We start from the raw sequence: 18,754 nt of genomic DNA on the forward strand, positions 1-18,754 counted from the left end.
CTCCAGGATGCGGGCAATGCCAGCACCCTACGCATTCACGACCGGGGCGGCAATGCGCCGGAGGTCACGGCCGCAAGCACCGGCTCATACCCGCAGCGCGGGCGGCGCGTCCTCGCAGGCATCGTCGCCTGCCTCGGTACGACACTGTTGCAGCGCGCATTCGCCAGCGGCCTCGGCATCGTCCAGCGCGCTCAGGTCGAAGGTCGCCTCGTCCTCGCCCAGCACATACATCACCGGGTAGTCCCAGGCATCGTCCACGCGCACGCCCCGCACGAACAGGGTGCCTACGCCGCGCGGGCCCTGCACGCCGACCACCAGCCCGACTTCATGCCGCCCGTCGACGTGGGTCCGCATGCTGCCGTAAGGCAGGCGCTCGGGCTGCAGGGGCTCGCCGAAGGCGCTGGCCACCTCGATGCTGCAGCCGGCCCGGCGCAGCGCTTCGCGCATCGGCGCGCTGTCATGTGCCCTCTCGCTCCAGCGCAGCAGGGCCCAGCCGATGCAGCCCCCCATCACGGCCAGGGCAGCCAGCACGCCCAGCGGGAGTGCCCAGCGCCAGTGGCGAGACCACCCGCCACGTGCAGCGTGCGGAGGAAGCGGCGGCGGTGGTTGCATCAACGGGCTCCTTGCCAACAGCGGGGTCACGCGATCAGGGCTTCAGGCAGCGACCCAGGAAGTCTTCTGCTACACGATAACGATGCAGTGCATCGGCGCCGGACAGACCATGCTTGGCACCCGGATAGGTCATCAGCTCGAATGGCTGGCCGCGCTTCTGCAGCGCGCTCATCAGCACCGTGGAATTGCTGAACAGCACGTTGTCGTCGGCCATGCCGTGGATCAGCAGCAGCCGCGAACGCAGGCCGTCGATGTGGGTCAGCACGCGTGCTTCGGTGTAGCCGGCTTCGTTGCGCGCCGGCAGGTCCATGTAGCGTTCGGTGTAGTGGGTGTCATACAGGCCCCAGTCGGTCACCGGCGCCCCGGCCACGCCGCAGGCATAGCGGTTGGAGGCCTTGGCCAGCAGCATCAGGGTCATGTAGCCGCCGTTGGACCAGCCCTGCACCCCGATCCGCGCCGGGTCCACCCACGGCTGCTTCTGCAGCCACTCCACGCCGCGCAGCTGGTCGGCCACTTCCACGGTGCCCTGCTTGCCATACAGCGCGCCGCCGAAGTCGCGGCCGCGACGCGGGGTGCCGCGGTTGTCCAGCGAAAACACCACGTAGCCCTGCTGCGCAAGGTACTGGTTGAACAGATGGTCGCCGCGGCCCGGCCAGGCGTTGGTGACCGTCTGGGAGGCAGGACCGCCGTAGACGTACACCGCGACCGGATAGCGCTTGCCGGCATCGAAGCCGGCCGGCTTGATCACGCTGTAGTTCAGCGGCGTGCGGCCGTCGGCGGCGGTCAGCGTGCCGAACTCCACCGGCAGCTGCGCGTCTTTGTAGCGTGCGTAGGGATGGGCCGGATCGGCCAGGTTGTTCTCTACCAGGGTGGCGATCTTCTCGCCGCTGGCGCGGAACAGTTCGATCTGCGGCGGCGTGCTGGTGTTGGACCAGCTGTCGACGTAGACGCTGGCGTTGCGCGCGAAACTGGCGCTGTGCATGCCCGGGGCCTGCGACAGTCGCTTCGGCGCGCCGCCCTGCAGCGGCACGCTGTAGATCTGGCTTTCGCGCGCCGATTCCATGCCCGCGCGGAAGAACACCAGCCCGGCTTTTTCATCCACCGCCAGCAGCTCATCCACCGGCCACTCGCCGTGGGTCAATGCGTGCGCCTTGCCGGCCTTGTCGATGCGGTACAGATGTTCGAAGCCGCTGCGTTCGGAGGACCACAGCAGGCTGCCGTCATCGAGGAAACGCAGGCTGTTGTGCAGTGGTACCCAGGTGCTGCTGGTTTCGCGGGCGAGCACGCGCTGGCGGCCGTCGGCCAGCGTGGTTTCCACCAGCTCCAGCTGGCGCTGGTCGCGGCTCTGGCGCTGGAAGCTGAGGTGCTGCGGATCGCGCCAGTCGACGCGCGCCAGGTAGATGTCCGCCTCCTTGCCGAGGTCGATCCAGCGCGGCTGTGCATCCAGCGCCGGCGCGATCACGCCCAGTTGCACGCGCACGTTGGCATCGCCGGCGGCCGGGTAGCGCTGTTCGATCACATCGGTGCGATCCGGGTAGACCTCGTAACGCTTCTGCACCGGCACCGGGCTTTCGTCGATGCGGGCAAAGGCGATAGCCGAATCATCCGGCGCCCACCAGTAACCGGTATGGCGGTCCATTTCCTCGTCCGCCACGAACTCGGCCACGCCGTTGCCGATGGTCGCGCTGCCGTCGCCGGTCAGCTGGCGTTGCTGGCCGCTGGCCAGGTCGATCACCCACAGGTTGCGGGCGCGGATGAAGCTGACGAAGCCGCCGCGCGGGGACAGCTTGGCATCGGTGGCGAAGCCCTCGCCATGGGTGAGCTGGCGCACGGCGGCCGCGCCCTGCTTGCCCAGGTCGTACAGATACAGTTCCCCACCGAGCGGGAACAGCAAGGTGCGCGCATCCGGCGACCACTGGTAATCCACGATGCCGGTCATGGCCGCGATGCGCTGGCGCTCGCGGCGTGCCTTTTCTTCATCGCTCAGCGTTTCGGTGCCGGGCAGCACCACCTTGGAATCCACCAGCAGGCGGGTCTGCGCGCTGGCGATATCGTAGGTCCACAGGTCCAGCTGGTTGCGGTCGCTGTCCTTGCCGCGCAGGAAACTGACCTGCGATCCATCGGGCGCCACCTTGGGTTTCATCAGCGTCGGGCCGGACAGCGGCAACGCGCCGGTGATGGCTTCCAAGGTGAGTTTTTCAGCGTGGGCAGTGGTGGTGGTGGCGAGCATCAGGGCAAGGGCAGCAAACAGGTGGCGCATGAAAGGTTCCGGTATACGGCTGCCCCAATCCTAACCCGGCGCCGCCGCATGCGCGGAAGCACCGGCCAGGGTTCGCCGTCAGCGCTTGCCGAACAGGTGTTTGCGCTCCTCTTCGCTGAGCGGCTTGCCGGCATCCGGATTGACCTGCTGGCGCAGCGCGTAGGCGCGTTGGGTGGCCGGCCGCGCAGCGATTGCCTGGTGCCAGCGCTGCAGGTTCGGGAAGGCGGCGAAGTCCGGCGGCAGCTTGTCGTAGGCCCCGATCCACGGGTAGCTCGCCATGTCGGCGATGCTGTACGCGCTGCCGGCCAGCCATTCGTGTTCGGCCAGGCGCTTGTCCATCACCCCGTGCAGGCGGGTCACTTCATTGCCGTAGCGTTCGATGGCATACGGAAGCTTCTCCGGCGCATACACGTTGAAATGGCCCATCTGCCCGCTCATCGGGCCCAGCCCGGCCATCTGCCAGAACAGCCACTCCAGGGTTTCCACGCGCTCGCGCGGGTCGCTGGACAGGAACTTTCCGGTTTTTTCGGCCAGGTACAACAGGATCGCACCGGACTCGAACACGCTCAGCGGCGCGCCACCACCGGCCGGGGTCGGGTCGACGATCGCCGGCATCTTGTTGTTGGGCGATATGGCCAGGAACTCCGGCTTGAACTGGTCGCCGGTGCCGATGTTGACCGGATGGATGCGGTACTCCAGCCCGGCTTCTTCCAGGAACAGGGTTACCTTGTGGCCATTCGGGGTGGGCCAGTAATACAGATCGATCATGGCGGGTCACTCAGCGGGGATGTGCTGCGAGTGTAGTAGGTGGACCGGCTTGGCACTGTCTCATTGGACCAGTACTCTGCGCCCTCTCCTGCAACGCAGCATGCCGTCCATGACCCCTCAGCACCGCCCCAATCCCCTGTCCACCCTGATCTTCGCCTCGCGCTGGCTGCAGCTGCCGCTGTACCTGGGCCTGATCGTCGCCCAGGGCGTCTACGTCTACCTGTTCGGCAAGGAGCTGTGGCACCTGATCATGGACGCCAGCAGCCTGGGCGAACAGCAGATCATGCTGATCGTGCTGGGGCTGATCGACGTGGTGATGATCTCCAACCTGCTGGTGATGGTGATCGTCGGTGGCTATGAAACCTTCGTCTCGCGGCTGCGCCTGGAAGGCCACCCGGACCAGCCGGAATGGCTGAGCCACGTCAACGCCAGCGTGTTGAAGGTGAAGCTGGCGTTGTCGATCATCGGCATTTCCTCGATCCACCTGCTGAAGACCTTCATCGCCGCCGGGGCGCTGGATGGCCTGCCGCTGTGCCCGCCGGAACTGATGAACGCCGCTGCCTCGGCCGCCAATGCCGGCGCCGCCAAGTGCGCCACGCTGACCTCCACCGGAGTGTTGTGGCAGACCATCATCCACGCCGTATTCATCCTGTCGGCGATCGGCATCGCCTGGACCGACAAGCTGATGAACAGCGGCAGCGGTGGGTCCCGCGACGCGCATTGACTGATCGGCAGGGGCGGCGCGGCTGCCCCTGCCCCTTCACCCGCGCGGGATGCTAGATTGCACTGCTGACAGTATCTGCCTACGGCGTCGGGAAACGCCGCAGGCTCGTGCCTGGGACCATTGCCAGGTCTTTCGTATCGTCGTATTCAAGGGGGAAACAGGATGTCGTACGTCAGGAAATCCGTCATTGTCCGTGCGCGCCTGCTGGCGCCCGCCGTCCTGCTGATCGGCCTTGCCGCCTGTTCAGGCAAGGACGAAACCGCCGCACCCGCCGCCGATGCAAAGCCTGCCGCCGCCTCGCCGGCCGCCACCGCGCCTGCCGCCGAACCGGCCGTGTCCAGCAAGGTGCAGGCCATGGGCAGCGAAGAGCTGCGCGAATCGGCCAGCCAGGCGCTGCGCGACAACCGCATGTACGCCCCCGCCGGCGACAACGCCATCGAGTACTACCTGGCCCTGCGTGACAAGACGCCGGACGATGCGTCGGTGAAGAGCGCGCTGACCGACCTGCTGCCGTACACGCTGATCGCCGCCGAGCAGAACATGGCGCGCGAGGATTTCGAGGAAGGCCAGCGCCTGATCGCGCTGATCGAAAAAGTGGACCCGAAGGCGCCGGCGCTGCCGCGCCTGAAGCAGGGCATCACCCGCGGCGTGGAAGTGGCCGCGCTGCGTACCACCGAAGAGACCGAGCGGGTCAAGCGCGAAGCCGAAGCCAAGACCAAGCAGCTGGCCGAACAGCAGAAGCTGGCCGAACAGCGCACCCGCGAAGCCGCCGCGGCCCAGCAGATCGCCGCGCAGCAGGCAGCTGCCGCGCCCGCAGCCGCCGCGCCCGCCCCGGCCGCGCAGGATGCCGAACGCCAGGCCGCCGCCCGCCGTGAAGCCGAACAGCGCCAGCAGCAGGCCGCCGCACAGGCCGCCGCGGCTGCCGCCGCACGCCAGACCGCAGCGCCGAGCCTGCGTCCGGTCAGCACGCCGGCCCCGCGCTACCCGGCCGACGCGCTGCGTTCGAATACCTCCGGGGAAGTGCTGGTGGAAATCACCGTCGGTACCGACGGTTCAGTCACCAACGCCCGCGTGCTGCGCGCCACGCCGGCCCGCACCTTCGACCGCGAAGCGCTGGCCGCCGTGAAGCGCTGGCGCTTCGAGCCGGTCGCCGCACCGGTCACCACCCGCCGCACGCTGGCCTTCAGCCCCGGCGGCTGAAAAAAGGGGACGGAGGGGATTAAGTCGTAATCCCCCCCTTCTGGTGCAGCGCGTGCCATGCCGCGATGGCGTGGTACGCGTTGGCCTGATGGCATCAGGCAGCAGCGACCCGCACGCTGGATTTCCACCCTGCCGTGGAGACCCGCGCCATGCCCCGCCGCGCCCGCCTGCTGTTGCCCGGCCTGCCTTTCCACGTCGTCCAGCGCGGCGTCAACAAAGGCGCGATCTTTGCCGATGACGTCGATCGCGACCACTTCCTGCGCGTGCTGCACAAGGCATTCGTCAAACATGACGTCGCCCTGCATGCCTATGTGCTGATGGACAACCACGTGCATCTGCTGGCCACGCCGGTGGTCCCCTGCGGGCTGGCATCTGCGATGCGTGCGCTCGGGACCGCGTATGTTCAGGCGTTCAACCAGCGCCACGGGCGCTCCGGCCCGCTCTGGCAGGGCCGCTACCATTCCAGCCTGGTCGACAACGACGCCTATCTGCTGGCGGTTCACCGCTACATCGAGCTCAACCCGGTGCGTGCCGGCCTGGTGTCCCCTCCGGAGCAGGCACGGTGGTCCAGCGTGCACGGCACCCTTGGCCTGCGTCGGGATCCCCTGCTGACCCCGCATGCCGCACTGCTGATGCTGGGCACGACGCCCGCCAGACGCAGCGCCCGCTACCGCGCCTTCCTGCAGGATCGCCGTGCTGCCGACAGGGAGTCCGCAGGCATCAGGGAACACGGCAGGACGCAGTGCCCGCTTGGCGGCGCCCGGTTCCTGCAGATGCTGGCCGAGACACTGGGGCGTCCGGTGACCCCACGTGCGCGGGGGCGTCCGCGCAAGACGGGCGAAGAGACGTCATGAGGGGACGGGGGGGCAAGCCGAAAACGACTTAATCCCCTCCGTCCCCTTTTTTGTCAGCCGGAGATCGCGAGGCGTTCCTGGCGGTAGCGGTGGATCGCGGCGTACCACAGCAGGGCGGCCAGGCCGAGGTTGGCGCCGAGGTAGATCACCCAGATGGTCGGGCTGATGTGCTCGTGGCGGATCACCTTCAACAGCATCTGGTTCTGCGACAGGAACGGGATGGCGTACTGCCACACCACGCTCTTCAGCGGATACACCAGCAGCGCGTAGCTGGGCAGCATCGGCAGCAGCATCAGCCAGGTCATGTGGCTCTGGGCCTCCTTCATGCTCTTGGACGCGGCCGACAGGAAGGTCAGCAGCGAAGTGCCGATCAGCAGCATCGGCAGCATCACCAGCAGCATCTGCAGCATCGAACCCAGGCCCATGTTGAGCTGGCGGCCGACGCTGCTGTCCGACAGCTGCGCGCTGATCTTGAACGCCACCAGGGTCAGCACCAGCGAGGCGATGCCCACCGCGCAGGCAGCGGCGATCTTGCCGCTGACGATCGCGCTGCGCTTGGCCGGGGTAGCCAGCAGCGGTTCCAGCGACTGCCGTTCGCGCTCGCCGGCGGTGGTGTCCATCACCAGGTAGGCACCGCCCAGGAACGAGGTGATGGTCAGCAGCAGCGGCAGCAGCATCGACAGCATCATGCCCTGCTTGGCCTCGGCCGAGGCCAGGTCCTGGGTCGCCACGTCCAGCGGACGGGCGACCTGCGCATCAATGCCGCGTGCCATCAACCGCAACGAACCGACCTGGCCGTTGTAGGTCTGCAGGGCCGCCTTCAACCGTGCGGTGGGCACGTCGGCGGCGCGCCGGGTGCTGTCCTGCAGGATCTCCACCAGCGCCGGCCGGCCGTCGCGCCAGCGTTCGTCGAAGGCCTCGCTGATGCGCAGTGCCACGTCGATGCGCTGGTCACTGATCGCCTGGTTGAGGTCCTTCGGGGCGGTGGTCGCGTTGAGGCCCTGCGCGGCCAGAAAGCGCACCAGGTTGGGTGCGTTTTCCGCGCCGATGGTCGGGATTTCCAGCGGCTGTTCGATCTGTGACTTGACCCGGCTTTCGGCCAGCTTGCCCATGCCCAGGATCAGGATCGGATACAGCAGCGGCCCCATCAGCAGGGTCAGCGCCAGGGTGCGGCGGTCACGCGAGAGGTCGCGCAGTTCCTTGCGCATCACGGTGAACAACGTGGACATGATGCTCATGCGTGCAGGCCCTCTTCGGTGCCGATCAGTTTGACGAAGGCGTCTTCGAGGTTGTTCTCACCGGCCTGCTCGCGCAGTTCATCGGCGCTGCCGGCGGCCATCACCGTGCCCTTGGCGACGATCACGATGTGGTCACACAGCGCGGCGACCTCCTGCATGATGTGGCTGGAGAAGATCACGCAGCGGCCTTCGTCACGCAGGCCATGCAGGAAGCGGCGCATGGCGCGGGTGGTCATCACGTCCAGGCCGTTGGTCGGCTCGTCCAGGATCACGTTGCGCGGGTCATGTACCAGCGCGCGGGCGATGGCAGTCTTGGTGCGCTGGCCCTGCGAAAAGCCATCGGTCTGCCGGTCCAGGATGTCGGCCATGTCCAGCGCGCGCGACAGTGCCTCGGTGCGCTGGGCGATGGTCCCGGCGTCCAGCCCGTGCAGTTCGCCGAAGTAGGCGATGTTCTCGCGCGCGGTAAGCCGCTTGTAGACACCACGCGCATCAGGCAGCACGCCCAGCCGGCGGCGTACTTCGGTGGCGTCGACGTTCGCGTCGATGCCATCCACGGTGACCCGACCCTGGTCCGGGCTCATCAGCGTGTACAGCATGCGCATGGTGGTGGTCTTGCCGGCCCCGTTCGGTCCGAGCAGGCCGGTGATGCGACCATCCTCGGCACGGAAGCTGACGTCCTGCACCGCCTGGATGCGGCCGGTCTTGGTGTTGAATGCCTTGTGCAGGCCCTCTGCGACGATCATGGTTCCCATCCGTTGAACGAGGTGAACGCCGGCACGTGGCTCAGCGAATCCAGGCAGCTGGCATCCACTGCCTTGGCGTCTGCGGTGTCGATGTACTGGCCCAGCACGCGCGGCATGCAGCCGGCGTTGATGCTGCCGTGGCCCTGCCCGCGGGTGACGATGTGGCGACCATTGGGCAGGCCCTTCAGCACCTGCTCGGCGTAGCGCGGCGGGGTCACCGGATCCAGTTCACCGGACAGCAGCAATACCGGCAAGTCGCTCTTCAGCGGCGTGGCGGCGTCGGCGGCGGCCGTGTCGTGCGGCCACACCGCGCAGGCGGAAAAGAACATCTGCGCCACGTGCGGGCCCAGCAGGCGGTCGCTCTGCGGGGCCGGCTGGAAGCGCGGTGCATCTTCGCTGCAGATCACCGACCACTGCATGCCCCGGCTGATCTGCAGGTCCATCGCACGCGATGCGTTGCGGGTCAGCGCCGCGAGCGGACCGTAGCGTCCCTGCGCGGCTTCATCCAGCACCACCGGCAGCAGCGAGGACAACTCGGGAATGTAGGAGAAGGCAAAGATCAGCCCCAGCACGTCGTCCGGCTTGAGCACGTCCTGGCGGGCCTGCGCGGTGGCCGGATCGCGGTAGTCGACCGTCACCGGCGCGGCGGCCAGGGTGTCCAGCACGCTGCGCAGCTGGGTACGGGTGTTGACCGGGAACCGCTTGGCGCAGGCCGCATCCTTGATGCACTGCGCGGACTGCAGGATGATCGCGTCTTCGAAGGTGTTGGCGAAGTCACCGCCGACCACCAGATCGTTCGGCACCACCCCGTCGATCACCACGCTGCGCACGTGCTGCGGATAGCGCGCGACATAGCGCTGGGCGACGCGGGTTCCGTAGGAACCGCCGACCAGGTTGAGCTGCCCGGCACCGAGCGCCTTGCGCACGGCGTCCAGGTCATCGATGGCCTGCGAGGTGGTGTAGAAGCGCGGATCCGCACGGCCTTCCAGCGACTTGGCGCACTGGGCGGCGTAGCCCTGGACATACGCTTCGGTCGGATCGGCGTGCTCGTCCATCGGCAGCTCCTTGCCGTCCGGGCTGAGGCAGCTCAGCGGATTGGAACCGCCGGTGCCACGCTGGTCGATCAGGAAGATGTCGCGCTGCTTGCGCACCTGGCGCAGCGCGGTGCTGACCTGCAGCGCCACGTCGCTGGCCGCCTGGCCGGGACCGCCGGCCAGGAAGAACACCGGGTCCGGCAGGCCCGTGCCCCCGTTGTCCGCATCCAGCCAGGCAATGCGCAGGTCGATCTTCCGGCCTTCCGGCGCGGCGGGGTTTTCCGGCACGCTGAAGGTGCCGCACAACGCTTCGACATTCGCCGCAGCGACCGCGCCGGTCAGCGTGCAGGGCTTGAATTCGATCTGCCCGTAGTGGCGCCCGCTGACCCCGCCTTCGCTTGCCGAAGGTGGCGCACTGCACGCAGCACACAGGACACTGGCCAACAGCCCGGCCAGTTTCAGGTGGTTTCTGGACATCTTCCTTGCTTCCCCTTGCTGATGGTCATGCGACAAGGACGAAGCCCCCGCGCGGATGTGACCAACGGTACACCGAAGAAAGGCAGCCGTGCGATCCGTCCTCCGGCCATCGCCGCACCGGCTCGGCCAGCACAGGGGCCGGTGCAGAGGCAGACCAGGGACGAACGGACACGATTGAACCAAGGCTACGTGACGCGCTGTCGCACGTAACCCTGCCCGATGAACCACTGCACGATGGCATCTTCGGTGTAGCGGCCAAGCCGGTTGAAGCCATTCAACAGCACGAATTCCTGGTCTTCAGCGCGTTCGATATCGCCCAGCAGATACTGTTGCCGATGACCTGGTACTGCATCGAATCGCAATATTCCCTGACGACCATGAGGGTCCTTGTAGTCCAGGATTCCCTGCTTGAACGTAAAGCATGCGGCGCAGCGTAGAGCGCTTTCAGGCGAGGTGTCCGGGGGCGTGGTCGTGGTGGTCAGCGCCGTGTCGCCCGTGTCCTCCGTCTCGGCGTCCGGATCCGGCACCCGCACCATGCCGCCAGCTACCAGCTGCCGGGCCAGCGACTCAAGGTTATAGACGTAACCGTGTTGCAGGCCGAACCGGGCGGCGAAGTCCGCATCGGCACCCGGCGGGCAGTGGCGTATGGCCGCGCTGCTGTGCTGGATGGTCGGACAGCCAAAGCGCAGCACACCGGTCGAGCGGTTATCTTCGGCGTAGACAAGGCTGTTTCCCCTCACGCTGAAGCTGTTGGCGTACAACTCCACCGCAGGGTGATGCGCGCTTTCCGGGATCACAACGGGCGTGATGAAGCCAAGGCTACGGTCATAGGGAAGCCGCGCATGTGGCGGCGTCCATGACAGCCGTTCTTCCTCGGTTACCCACAGGTTGCTTGCCGGCTCTGGAATGATGGGACGCGGCATGTCGGCGTCCGCATGCCGACGGTCCGGGCCCGGGTCGAAGACCAGCCCACTCATGTCTTCCAGGCTGGTCACAAGCGCTTCCAGGTCAGGCGCGCCAATGATCCAGTTGCGTCGTGGATCCTTCAGGCTGGCGCGGCCCGAATCATCAACCTCAACGTCCACGATGCCTGCGGCGACACCCTGTTTTCCGGATTCATCCTGAGCCACGAGGTAGGCGATGAACAGATGCCGCATTCCGCCGATATCGACATATTCCATCAAACGGAAGGTGTTGCGCAGGAGGGACATGGGGTCGTCGGTCAGCAGCGTTTCAACCGAGGCATCGACCGGCGAATCGAGCAGCGCGATCGTGACCACGGCATACAGCCGATGATGCCCGACCACGCTGGGCCGGGACAGATGGGCCGGACCGGGATGCAACTGCCGCCCGAGGACCTGGATGGCCGAGGAGCGAAGCACCTCTGGAATGTCTTCGAGGATGGGATGGGCGATGGTGCGCGCACCCAGGCCCGGAAGCTCGGCGCCTGGAAAGCGGAACATCGTGATGAAGGGCTCATCGTCGCGCGGATGGGCACAGTACCTGATCACATCAGGCTGCTCGCGCAGTGCGCGCAGTTGGGCGCAGGTCTGACGGACATCGTGGAAGCGCAGGCAGACAGGCAGGGCGGTGGCGGCAGCCGTCGTTGAAGGAACCGTAGCCGACGCCAGCGGTATCGCTGGCGGGCCCAGTGGTGTCGGTGGTGCCGGCGGTTGCTTTTCAGGTCGCCTGCGGCGGGGATCAAGGGTGGGAGGGGAAGGCGTGGAAATGACGGCACCTGCCGCCTTCCGCCGGTCTTCGGCCTCGGACAATCCCAGGGCCACACGCGAGGAGTGGGACAGAGGGCCCATCATCGAATCCCGATTCCCGTCCCCGTTGGCGGCCTGCGCATGAGCGGCCATGGCCGCATTGTTTCTGGCAGCGCCGCGCATGGGGACGACGTGGTTCTTTTCTTCGAGCACGTTGTTGAGTCCCTCCGACGCGGCAGGATGCCGCTTGCGATTCCGGGTGACCTTGACGCCCTTGTCGACTCGCCTCATGGATGAGCGCGCGGGTGCCTTGGGGCGTGCCGGCCGCGGTGGCGCCCCCCGTCCGCTGGAACGCTTGGCCGTTACAACGGGGAGCACGGTGAAGCCACACGCGAAAGGAAACGCGCATCCCGTCGCTGGCGCCACGCTTTGCTGGGGGATCGGGTTCGGCTGCAGTAGGCCCCGCGCCGTCAGCGACGCGGTCTGGTTGCCCGTGACCGGCGATCCGGCGGGCACCGGCGTTGTGCCCACGCAGTACCCGCCATCGCAGACATCGGGCGGGCTGAAGGGTGGGTGGCGGCCGCTGGCGCCCATCATGCCTGACACGGTCCGCAGGATCCTCAATGATCCCAGCAGCGCACGCTGCGCAAGGCCAGGCGGTGCGCTGGGCAGTTCTTCCTTTTGCCCGGTGGCCCACACGGCGGCCGCAACGGCCAGCACCGCCGCTTCATGCCGCGCATGGTGCCCACCGGATCCGGGCCACGCCTCCAGCAGTGCCCCGCCCAGGCCGCTGAGCGCGAGCGCGGCAGGCGCCCCCCGCACTACCGCATCAGCCAGATGGCCACGACGCAGATCGGCCACGACCTGCCGTAGCTGCCAGGCGCCGTGCATCCATGCCAAGCCCGGCAGGTGCACGTTGGTCAGGCGTACCAGATGCGTGGTCAGGATCTGTCCGCCCCAGTCGATGAATTCCTGCACTACCGCGGCCGGCACCCGCACCGGAATGAACCCGCACGCCGGCGGCGCATTGCTGACCGTGTTCAGGCGCAGGCTGGGTATCACTTGCCGCACCTGCGCGACGGCATTCACGCTCGCTTCCGTGCCGCAGGGTCCACAGGTCCACGTATGCATGAGGAAGCGTCCAGTCCGGGTTCGCATTTTCCTTCGCCACGCGACACGGAAACTTGCAGAATCAGCGCAGGCCTGCGGAGAAAACGGGATGGGTCGTAGAATGCGGACTCCTCACATCACGGTCCGCCGCCATCAGCCAGCCGATGTCCATCGACCGGATCAGCCTGACCACGCTGCGGCTGTTCGTGGCCGTGGCCGAGGAAGGCTCGCTGACCCGTGCGGCCGAGCGCGAAGCGATTGCCACCTCCGCCGCGAGCCGTCGCCTGAATGACCTGGAAAGCGGGCTGGATGTCGCGCTGTTCACCCGCAACTCGCGCGGCATGCAGCTGACCCTCGCCGGCGAGAGTCTGCTGCAGCACGCGCGGCGCATGCTGCTGGCCGCTTCGGCGCTGTCATCGGAACTGCTGGAATACCGTCGCGGCATCCGCGGGCACATCCGCATGCTGGCCAACCTGTCGGCCATCGTGGCCTACCTCCCCGAAGAACTGGAGCAGTTCTTCCTGACCCATCCGGACCTGCGCATCGAGCTGGAAGAACGCCCCACCGGCGGCGTGGTGCGCGGCATCCAGGAAGGCTGGGCGGAAATCGGCGTGTGTTCCGGCGATGGCGAACTGGGCGAACTGACCGCCGTGACCTTCCGCCGCGACCGGCTGGTGATGCTGATGCGGCCGGACCATCCGCTGGCCGGCAGCGGACCGCTGGCGTTCGCCGATACGCTGCCCTTCGACCAGATCGCGCTGCATGCGGAGAGCTCGATCTTCACCCGTTCGCAGATGGCCGCGCGCGATGCCGGCCGGCCGCTGCGGCGGCGCATCCACGTCCCCGGCTTCGATGCGATCTGCCGCACCGTGCAGGCCGGGCTGGGCATCGGCGTGGTGCCGGAGCCGGTGTTCGCGCTCTTCGGGCGGGCCATGCAACTGCATGTGGAGGCGCTGACCGACGCCTGGGCCCAGCGCGAGCTGAAACTGGTCTGGCGCGGTGACCGGCCGTTGTCCACCGCCGCCCAGCAGCTGGTCGACCACCTTCGACTAAAGGCGTAGGCGTTCGCGTTTCGCGAACGGTTTTTCGTCAGAAAGGCATGGCGTTACCTGATGATTGCGACCTACCCTGCCGATCTAGTCCTGGGAGGGTAGAAGATGTCCGGTCCATTGCACGGCATCCGCGTTGTTGAATTCGGAACACTGATCGCGGCCCCGTTTGCCGCGCGGCTGTTCGCCGAGTTCGGCGCCGAGGTGATCAAGATCGAATCGCCCGAGGGCGGCGACCCGCTGCGCAAGTGGCGCCAGCTGCATGGCGACACGTCGCTGTGGTGGTCGCTGCAGGCGCGCAACAAGAAGTCGGTGGCGTTGGACCTGAAATCCGCCGAGGGCGCCGAGGCGGCGCGCCAACTGGCCGCCAGCGCCGATGTGGTGATCGAGAATTTCCGTCCCGGCGGCCTGGAAAAGCTGGGCCTGGGCTGGGACGTGCTGTCCGCGATGAATCCGGATCTGGTCATGGTGCGCATCTCCGGCTACGGCCAGGATGGCCCGTACCGCGACCGCCCCGGCTTCGGTGCGATCGGCGAGGCGATGGGCGGCATCCGCTACACCACCGGTGACCCGAGCACGCCGCCGGCACGCGTGGGCATCAGCCTGGGTGACTCGCTGGCCTCGCTGCATGGGGTGATGGGCGCGCTGATGGCGCTGCTGCGGGTCAAGACCGGCCAGGGCGGCGGCCAGGTAGTGGACGTGTCGCTGGTGGAGAGCGTGTTCAACCTGATGGAAAGCCTGGTGCCCGAACACGCGATGTTCGGCACGGTGCGCGAACGTACCGGCGGCGCGCTGCCGGGGATCAGCCCCTCCAACACCTACCCCACCGCCGATGGCGGCTTCGTGGTGATCGCCGGCAACAGTGATCCGATCTTCCGGCGCCTGATGCGCGCGATCGGCCGCGTCGACCTCGCCGACGATGCCGCGCTGGCGACCAATCCGGGCCGGGTGCTGCGCAATGCCGAACTGGACGCGGCCATTACCCACTGGACCAGCGGGCTGCACATCGATGCGGTGCTGGCCGCGCTGGATGCCGCCGACGTGCCCGCCGGGCGCATCTACTCGGCCGCCGACATCGTCGCCGATCCCCACTACCGGGCACGCGGCATGCTGCTGGAAACCACCCTGCCCGACGGCCAGCCGATCACCCTGCCGGGCATCGTGCCGAAGCTGTCGGCCACCCCGGGCCAGATGCACTGGACCGGTCCGGCCCTGGGCGAACACACCGACCAGGTGCTGGCCACGCTGGGCATGACCGCAGCGGCCATCGCCACCGCCAGCGGTCGCACCGGAGACGCCGCATGAACACCGTCCGTCCCTTGATCGTGCAGGAAGTCTGCCTGCGTGATGGCCTGCAGATCGAACCGGTCTTCGTTGCCACCGCCGACAAGATCCGCCTGGCCGATGCGTTCAGCGCACTCGGCTTTGCGCGGATCGAAGTCAGCAGCTTCGTCTCACCCAAGGCAGTGCCGGCGCTGGCCGATGCCGCCGAGGTGTTCGCCGGCATGCAGCGCGCGCCGGGCACGGTATACGTAGCGCTGGTGCCGAACCTGAAAGGCGCCGAGCGTGCGCTGGCCGCCGGTGCGGGGGAACTGAACCTGGTGATGTCGGCCGGGCAGACCCACAACCTGGCCAACATGCGCATGACCACCGACGAAAGCTTCGAGGGCTTTGCGCGGATCGCCGCGCTGCCGCGTGGCAACGTGCTGCTCAACGGCAGCGTGGCGACCGCGTTTGGCTGCCCCTTCGAGGGGGCGCAGCCGGTCGCCAAGGTGCTCGACCTGGTCCGCCGTTACCTGGACCTGGGCTGCACCGGGATCACCCTGGCCGACACCACCGGCATGGCCAATCCGCGCCAGGTCGCCGCGCTGGTGGAGCAGGCGTTGCCGCTGGTCGGCGCCGATGCGCTGACCCTGCATTTCCACAACACGCGCGGGCTGGGCCTGGCCAACGTGGTGGCTGCCTATGATGCCGGGGCGCAGCGTTTCGATGCAGCGCTGGGCGGCCTCGGCGGGTGCCCGTTCGCTCCCGGTGCCTCCGGCAACATCTGCACCGAAGACCTGGTGGCGATGTGCGAAGAGATGGGCATCCCGACCGGGTTGGACCTGCCTGCGCTGATCGCCCTGTCGCGCGGACTGCCGGCGCTGGTCGGCCATGAGACCGCCGGCCAGGTCGCCAAGGCCGGCCGGGTCGCCGACCTGCATCCCGCACCGCCCGGGCTGCGCGCCGCGTAAGCCTTTCGTCCTTCATCGCGCAGGGCATCGCCCTGCGAAATCAACAACGCTTCATTCCTGGGAGGGAATCATGCACGAGTGGTTTGTGCTGGCGAACGCTCTGTTCGCCATTCTGTTGATCGTCCTGTTGATCATCTATTTCAAGGTCAACCCGATGATCGCGCTGATCGCCGGCCCGCTGTACCTGGGGCTGTCGTCCGGGCTCGGCTTCGGCCCCACCATCGAGGCCATCACCGATGGCTTCGGCGACCTGATGGGGAAGATCGGCCTGCTGATCGGCTTCGGCGTGATGATCGGTGCGTTCCTGCACCGCATGGGCGCCTTCCAGCAGGTGGTGCGCCTGCTGGTGCGCACGTTCAAGCCGACGCAGATGCCATATGCGTTCGCCACCATCCTGACCTCGATCTTCCCGCCCATCTATACCGATGTGCTGCTGCTGATGTCCGCGCCGCTGGCCCGTGCCACGGCCAAGCGCATCGGTGGCGACGCACTGCCGAAGATGGCCGGTGCGGTGGGCGTGGGCATCTACCTGGCACTGACCATGGTGGTGCCGGGCGTGGCGGCGCTGGCGCTGTCGGCGGTGCTGGACGTGGAGCTGGGCACGATGCTGCTGGTCGGCCTGGCGATCGCCGTCCCCACCGTGTTCCTGACCCTGTGGGGCTTCCATTTCCTGCTGCGTCGCGGCTTCTGGAATCCGGAAACCGACGAACTGCCTGATGATCAGGCTCCAGCGGTGGTTGCCGCCGAGATCAAGGACGAGGACAACGCGGTGCCGCTGAAGCTGTCGCTGCTGCCGATCATCGTGCCGCTGCTGATGATCGCCACCGGCGCGCTGGACCGCGCACTGGGGCTGGACATCCCGGCGCTGGCCGCGGTGGGCAACTCGACCTTCGCGCTGTTCTGCGGCCTGGTACTGGCCTTCGTGATCGCCCGCTTCACCGTGCCCGCGCACGACCGCAGTGGCGCGGTGACCGATGCGTTCAAGGAAAGCGGACAGATCCTGCTGCTGACCGGCGTGGCCGGTTCGCTGTCGGCGGTGGTCGCCACCACCGGGCTGGGCGACATCCTGTCCGGTTACTTCAGCGCCAATGCGGCCGCGCCGCTGCTGCTTGTGTGGGTCGTGGCCGCCATCCTGCACATCGCCATCGGCTCGGTGTCGGCCTCGGCGATCACCGCCGCCAGCATGCTGGCCCCGGCGCTGCATTCGCTGGATGTGCCGCCGGTGCTGGTGGCGTTGGCCGCAGGCTCCGGCTCGCTGTTCCTGGTGCATGTCACCAGCAACACGTTCTGGCTGATGCAGACCACCTTCGGCATGACCCTGCGCGGCACGCTGAAGACGCTGAGCCTGCCGGTGTCGCTGGCCTCGGTGGTGTCGCTGCTGCTGATCCTGGTCGCCAGCGCGATCTTCTGACCGATCCTTTTTCCTACTTGTGTACGGCGGAGGGGCCGGACTCATGAACATCACACGCAATGCGATCCTGATCGCCTTCGGACTGGCCAGTGCCCCTGCACTGGCCGCCGATGGCGAAGGCTTCCTGGCCGGTGCCAGCGCGGACCTGACCGCGACCAACTTCTACTACAACCGGGATTTCCGCAGCGGCAGCGGCCAGGGCAAGCGCGAGGAATGGGCGCAGGGCTTCGTGCTGGATGCACGCAGCGGCTATACGCCGGGCGTGGTCGGCTTTGGCATCGATGTACTGGGATTGGCCGACTTCAAGCTGGATGGCCTGCAATCGGAAGTGGGCACCGGCATCCTGCCTTATGACGAGGACGGTGCGCGCTCGGCTTTCGGCCGCATCGCGCTGACCGGCAAGGCCAAGGCGGGTCCTGCTGAACTGCGCGTAGGCAGCCACATCGCCTCGGACCTGGTGCTGAAATCCAACACCAGCCGGCTGCTGCCGCAGACCTTCGAAGGCGCGTCGCTGGGTGCGGCATGGGATAACGGCGTGGAGCTCGGCTATGCGCGCTACGACCGTTCCTGGTACCGCGACGGCACCGAGCGGGTGTACCTGACCATCACCAACAAGGACCGCCGTTTCAGTGGCACACCCGATGCCGATGGCTTCGAGCTGGTCACCGCGTCATGGGCGCCGGATGACCGTTTCACGTTGCATTACGAGCACGGCGAACTGCGTGACCTGTATCGCCAGCAGGTGGCGTCGGTGGCGTTCAAGCAGCCGCTGGAACGCGGCAAGCTGAGTACGGAAGTGCGCTATTACGTGTCCGATGACGTGGGCCCCGCGCTGGCCGGGGTGGTCGACAACCGGGCGTTGAATGCCCTGGTGGCCTGGCAGGTCGCCGGGCAGGAATTCGCGGTGATGTGGCAGGACATGAACGGTGACACCGCGATGCCGTTCGTCGGTGGCACGGACGGGAATGTCTTCAACTGGACGTTCATCAACGACTTCATGGAACGCGATGAGCGCAGCTGGCAGCTCCGTTACCAGCTGGACGGCAAGCAGATCAATCTGCCGGGCCTGAAGTTCCTGGTGCGTTACGTGAAGGGTGACAACGCGCGCCCGGCCACGTTCAGCGGCGAGGGCCGGCAGTGGCAGCGGGATGTTGAAGTCGGCTACACGTTCCAGAGCGAAGCGTTGAAGTACTTGTCGGTGCGCTGGCGCAACGGCTTCTTCCGTTCCAACTACCAGCGCGATGCCGAAGAGAACCGCGTGATGGTGGTGTATGACGTACCGCTGTGGGCAGGCCAGGGCTGAAAGCGCGGAGCAACGTCAACGTCAACGT

General features: G+C 67.2%; 15 protein-coding genes. 8 read left to right on the forward strand and 7 right to left on the reverse strand.

The window, feature by feature from the left end; translation table 11 throughout:
• Positions 1 to 84: 84 nt before the first annotated feature.
• The 3 genes from ABB28_RS10400 to ABB28_RS10410 all read right to left on the reverse strand — a co-directional run bounded on the left by ABB28_RS10400 (position 85) and on the right by ABB28_RS10410 (position 3,640).
• Positions 85 to 612, reverse strand: a complete 528-nt coding sequence (locus ABB28_RS10400; protein ID WP_057508557.1) for a Coa1/Tim21 domain-containing protein — start codon at positions 610 to 612, stop codon at positions 85 to 87.
• Positions 613 to 646: 34 nt separating this feature from the next.
• Positions 647 to 2,872, reverse strand: a complete 2,226-nt coding sequence (locus ABB28_RS10405) for a S9 family peptidase (RefSeq protein ID WP_057508558.1) — start codon at positions 2,870 to 2,872, stop codon at positions 647 to 649.
• Positions 2,873 to 2,950: 78 nt separating this feature from the next.
• The gene (locus tag ABB28_RS10410; protein WP_057508559.1) at positions 2,951 to 3,640 is read right to left on the reverse strand and encodes a glutathione binding-like protein; all 690 of its coding nucleotides are present in this window, start codon (positions 3,638 to 3,640) and stop codon (positions 2,951 to 2,953) included.
• A 109-nt stretch (positions 3,641 to 3,749) separates the two neighbouring features.
• Here ABB28_RS10410 and ABB28_RS10415 point away from each other — a divergent pair, with 109 nt between their 5' ends.
• The 3 genes from ABB28_RS10415 to ABB28_RS10425 all read left to right on the forward strand — a co-directional run bounded on the left by ABB28_RS10415 (position 3,750) and on the right by ABB28_RS10425 (position 6,418).
• On the forward strand, positions 3,750 to 4,364 hold the full coding sequence (locus ABB28_RS10415; protein ID WP_057508560.1) for a TIGR00645 family protein: 615 nt from the start codon (positions 3,750 to 3,752) through the stop codon (positions 4,362 to 4,364).
• Between the two features lie 162 nt (positions 4,365 to 4,526).
• Positions 4,527 to 5,564, forward strand: coding sequence for an energy transducer TonB (locus ABB28_RS10420; protein WP_057508561.1), 1,038 nt, complete (start codon positions 4,527 to 4,529; stop codon positions 5,562 to 5,564).
• 134 nt (positions 5,565 to 5,698) lie between these two features.
• Positions 5,699 to 6,418: a transposase gene (locus ABB28_RS10425; protein WP_338063035.1), complete on the forward strand. Its 720-nt coding sequence runs from the start codon at positions 5,699 to 5,701 to the stop codon at positions 6,416 to 6,418.
• A gap of 53 nt (positions 6,419 to 6,471) precedes the next feature.
• Here ABB28_RS10425 and ABB28_RS10430 read toward each other — a convergent pair whose 3' ends face one another.
• From ABB28_RS10430 to ABB28_RS18015, 4 genes are all read right to left on the reverse strand, one after another.
• Positions 6,472 to 7,656: an ABC transporter permease gene (locus ABB28_RS10430; protein WP_057508563.1), complete on the reverse strand. Its 1,185-nt coding sequence runs from the start codon at positions 7,654 to 7,656 to the stop codon at positions 6,472 to 6,474.
• A complete protein-coding gene (locus ABB28_RS10435) occupies positions 7,653 to 8,399 on the reverse strand; it encodes an ABC transporter ATP-binding protein (RefSeq protein ID WP_057508564.1) in 747 nt (248 codons plus the stop codon). Before ABB28_RS10435 ends, ABB28_RS10430 begins: the two co-directional genes overlap by 4 nt.
• On the reverse strand, positions 8,396 to 9,910 hold the full coding sequence (locus ABB28_RS10440) for an alpha/beta hydrolase (protein WP_057508565.1): 1,515 nt from the start codon (positions 9,908 to 9,910) through the stop codon (positions 8,396 to 8,398). The genes ABB28_RS10435 and ABB28_RS10440 overlap by 4 nt, the downstream gene beginning before the upstream one ends.
• A 185-nt stretch (positions 9,911 to 10,095) precedes the next feature.
• On the reverse strand, positions 10,096 to 12,708 hold the full coding sequence (locus ABB28_RS18015; RefSeq protein WP_152983450.1) for a hypothetical protein: 2,613 nt from the start codon (positions 12,706 to 12,708) through the stop codon (positions 10,096 to 10,098).
• 185 nt (positions 12,709 to 12,893) lie between these two features.
• Here ABB28_RS18015 and ABB28_RS10460 point away from each other — a divergent pair, with 185 nt between their 5' ends.
• The 5 genes from ABB28_RS10460 to ABB28_RS10480 all read left to right on the forward strand — a co-directional run bounded on the left by ABB28_RS10460 (position 12,894) and on the right by ABB28_RS10480 (position 18,726).
• On the forward strand, positions 12,894 to 13,790 hold the full coding sequence (locus ABB28_RS10460) for a LysR family transcriptional regulator (protein ID WP_057508569.1): 897 nt from the start codon (positions 12,894 to 12,896) through the stop codon (positions 13,788 to 13,790).
• A gap of 96 nt (positions 13,791 to 13,886) precedes the next feature.
• A complete protein-coding gene (locus ABB28_RS10465) occupies positions 13,887 to 15,083 on the forward strand; it encodes a CaiB/BaiF CoA transferase family protein (protein ID WP_057508570.1) in 1,197 nt (398 codons plus the stop codon).
• On the forward strand, positions 15,080 to 16,012 hold the full coding sequence (locus ABB28_RS10470) for a hydroxymethylglutaryl-CoA lyase (RefSeq protein WP_057508571.1): 933 nt from the start codon (positions 15,080 to 15,082) through the stop codon (positions 16,010 to 16,012). Before ABB28_RS10465 ends, ABB28_RS10470 begins: the two co-directional genes overlap by 4 nt.
• 70 nt (positions 16,013 to 16,082) lie before the next feature.
• On the forward strand, positions 16,083 to 17,423 hold the full coding sequence (locus ABB28_RS10475; protein WP_057508572.1) for a GntP family permease: 1,341 nt from the start codon (positions 16,083 to 16,085) through the stop codon (positions 17,421 to 17,423).
• Between the two features lie 43 nt (positions 17,424 to 17,466).
• Entirely contained in the window at positions 17,467 to 18,726 is a 1,260-nt protein-coding gene (locus ABB28_RS10480) for an OprD family outer membrane porin (RefSeq protein ID WP_057508573.1), read from the forward strand.
• Positions 18,727 to 18,754 lie beyond the last annotated feature (28 nt).

This window comes from Stenotrophomonas chelatiphaga (assembly GCF_001431535.1).
Classification (GTDB): Bacteria; Pseudomonadota; Gammaproteobacteria; order Xanthomonadales; family Xanthomonadaceae; genus Stenotrophomonas; species Stenotrophomonas chelatiphaga.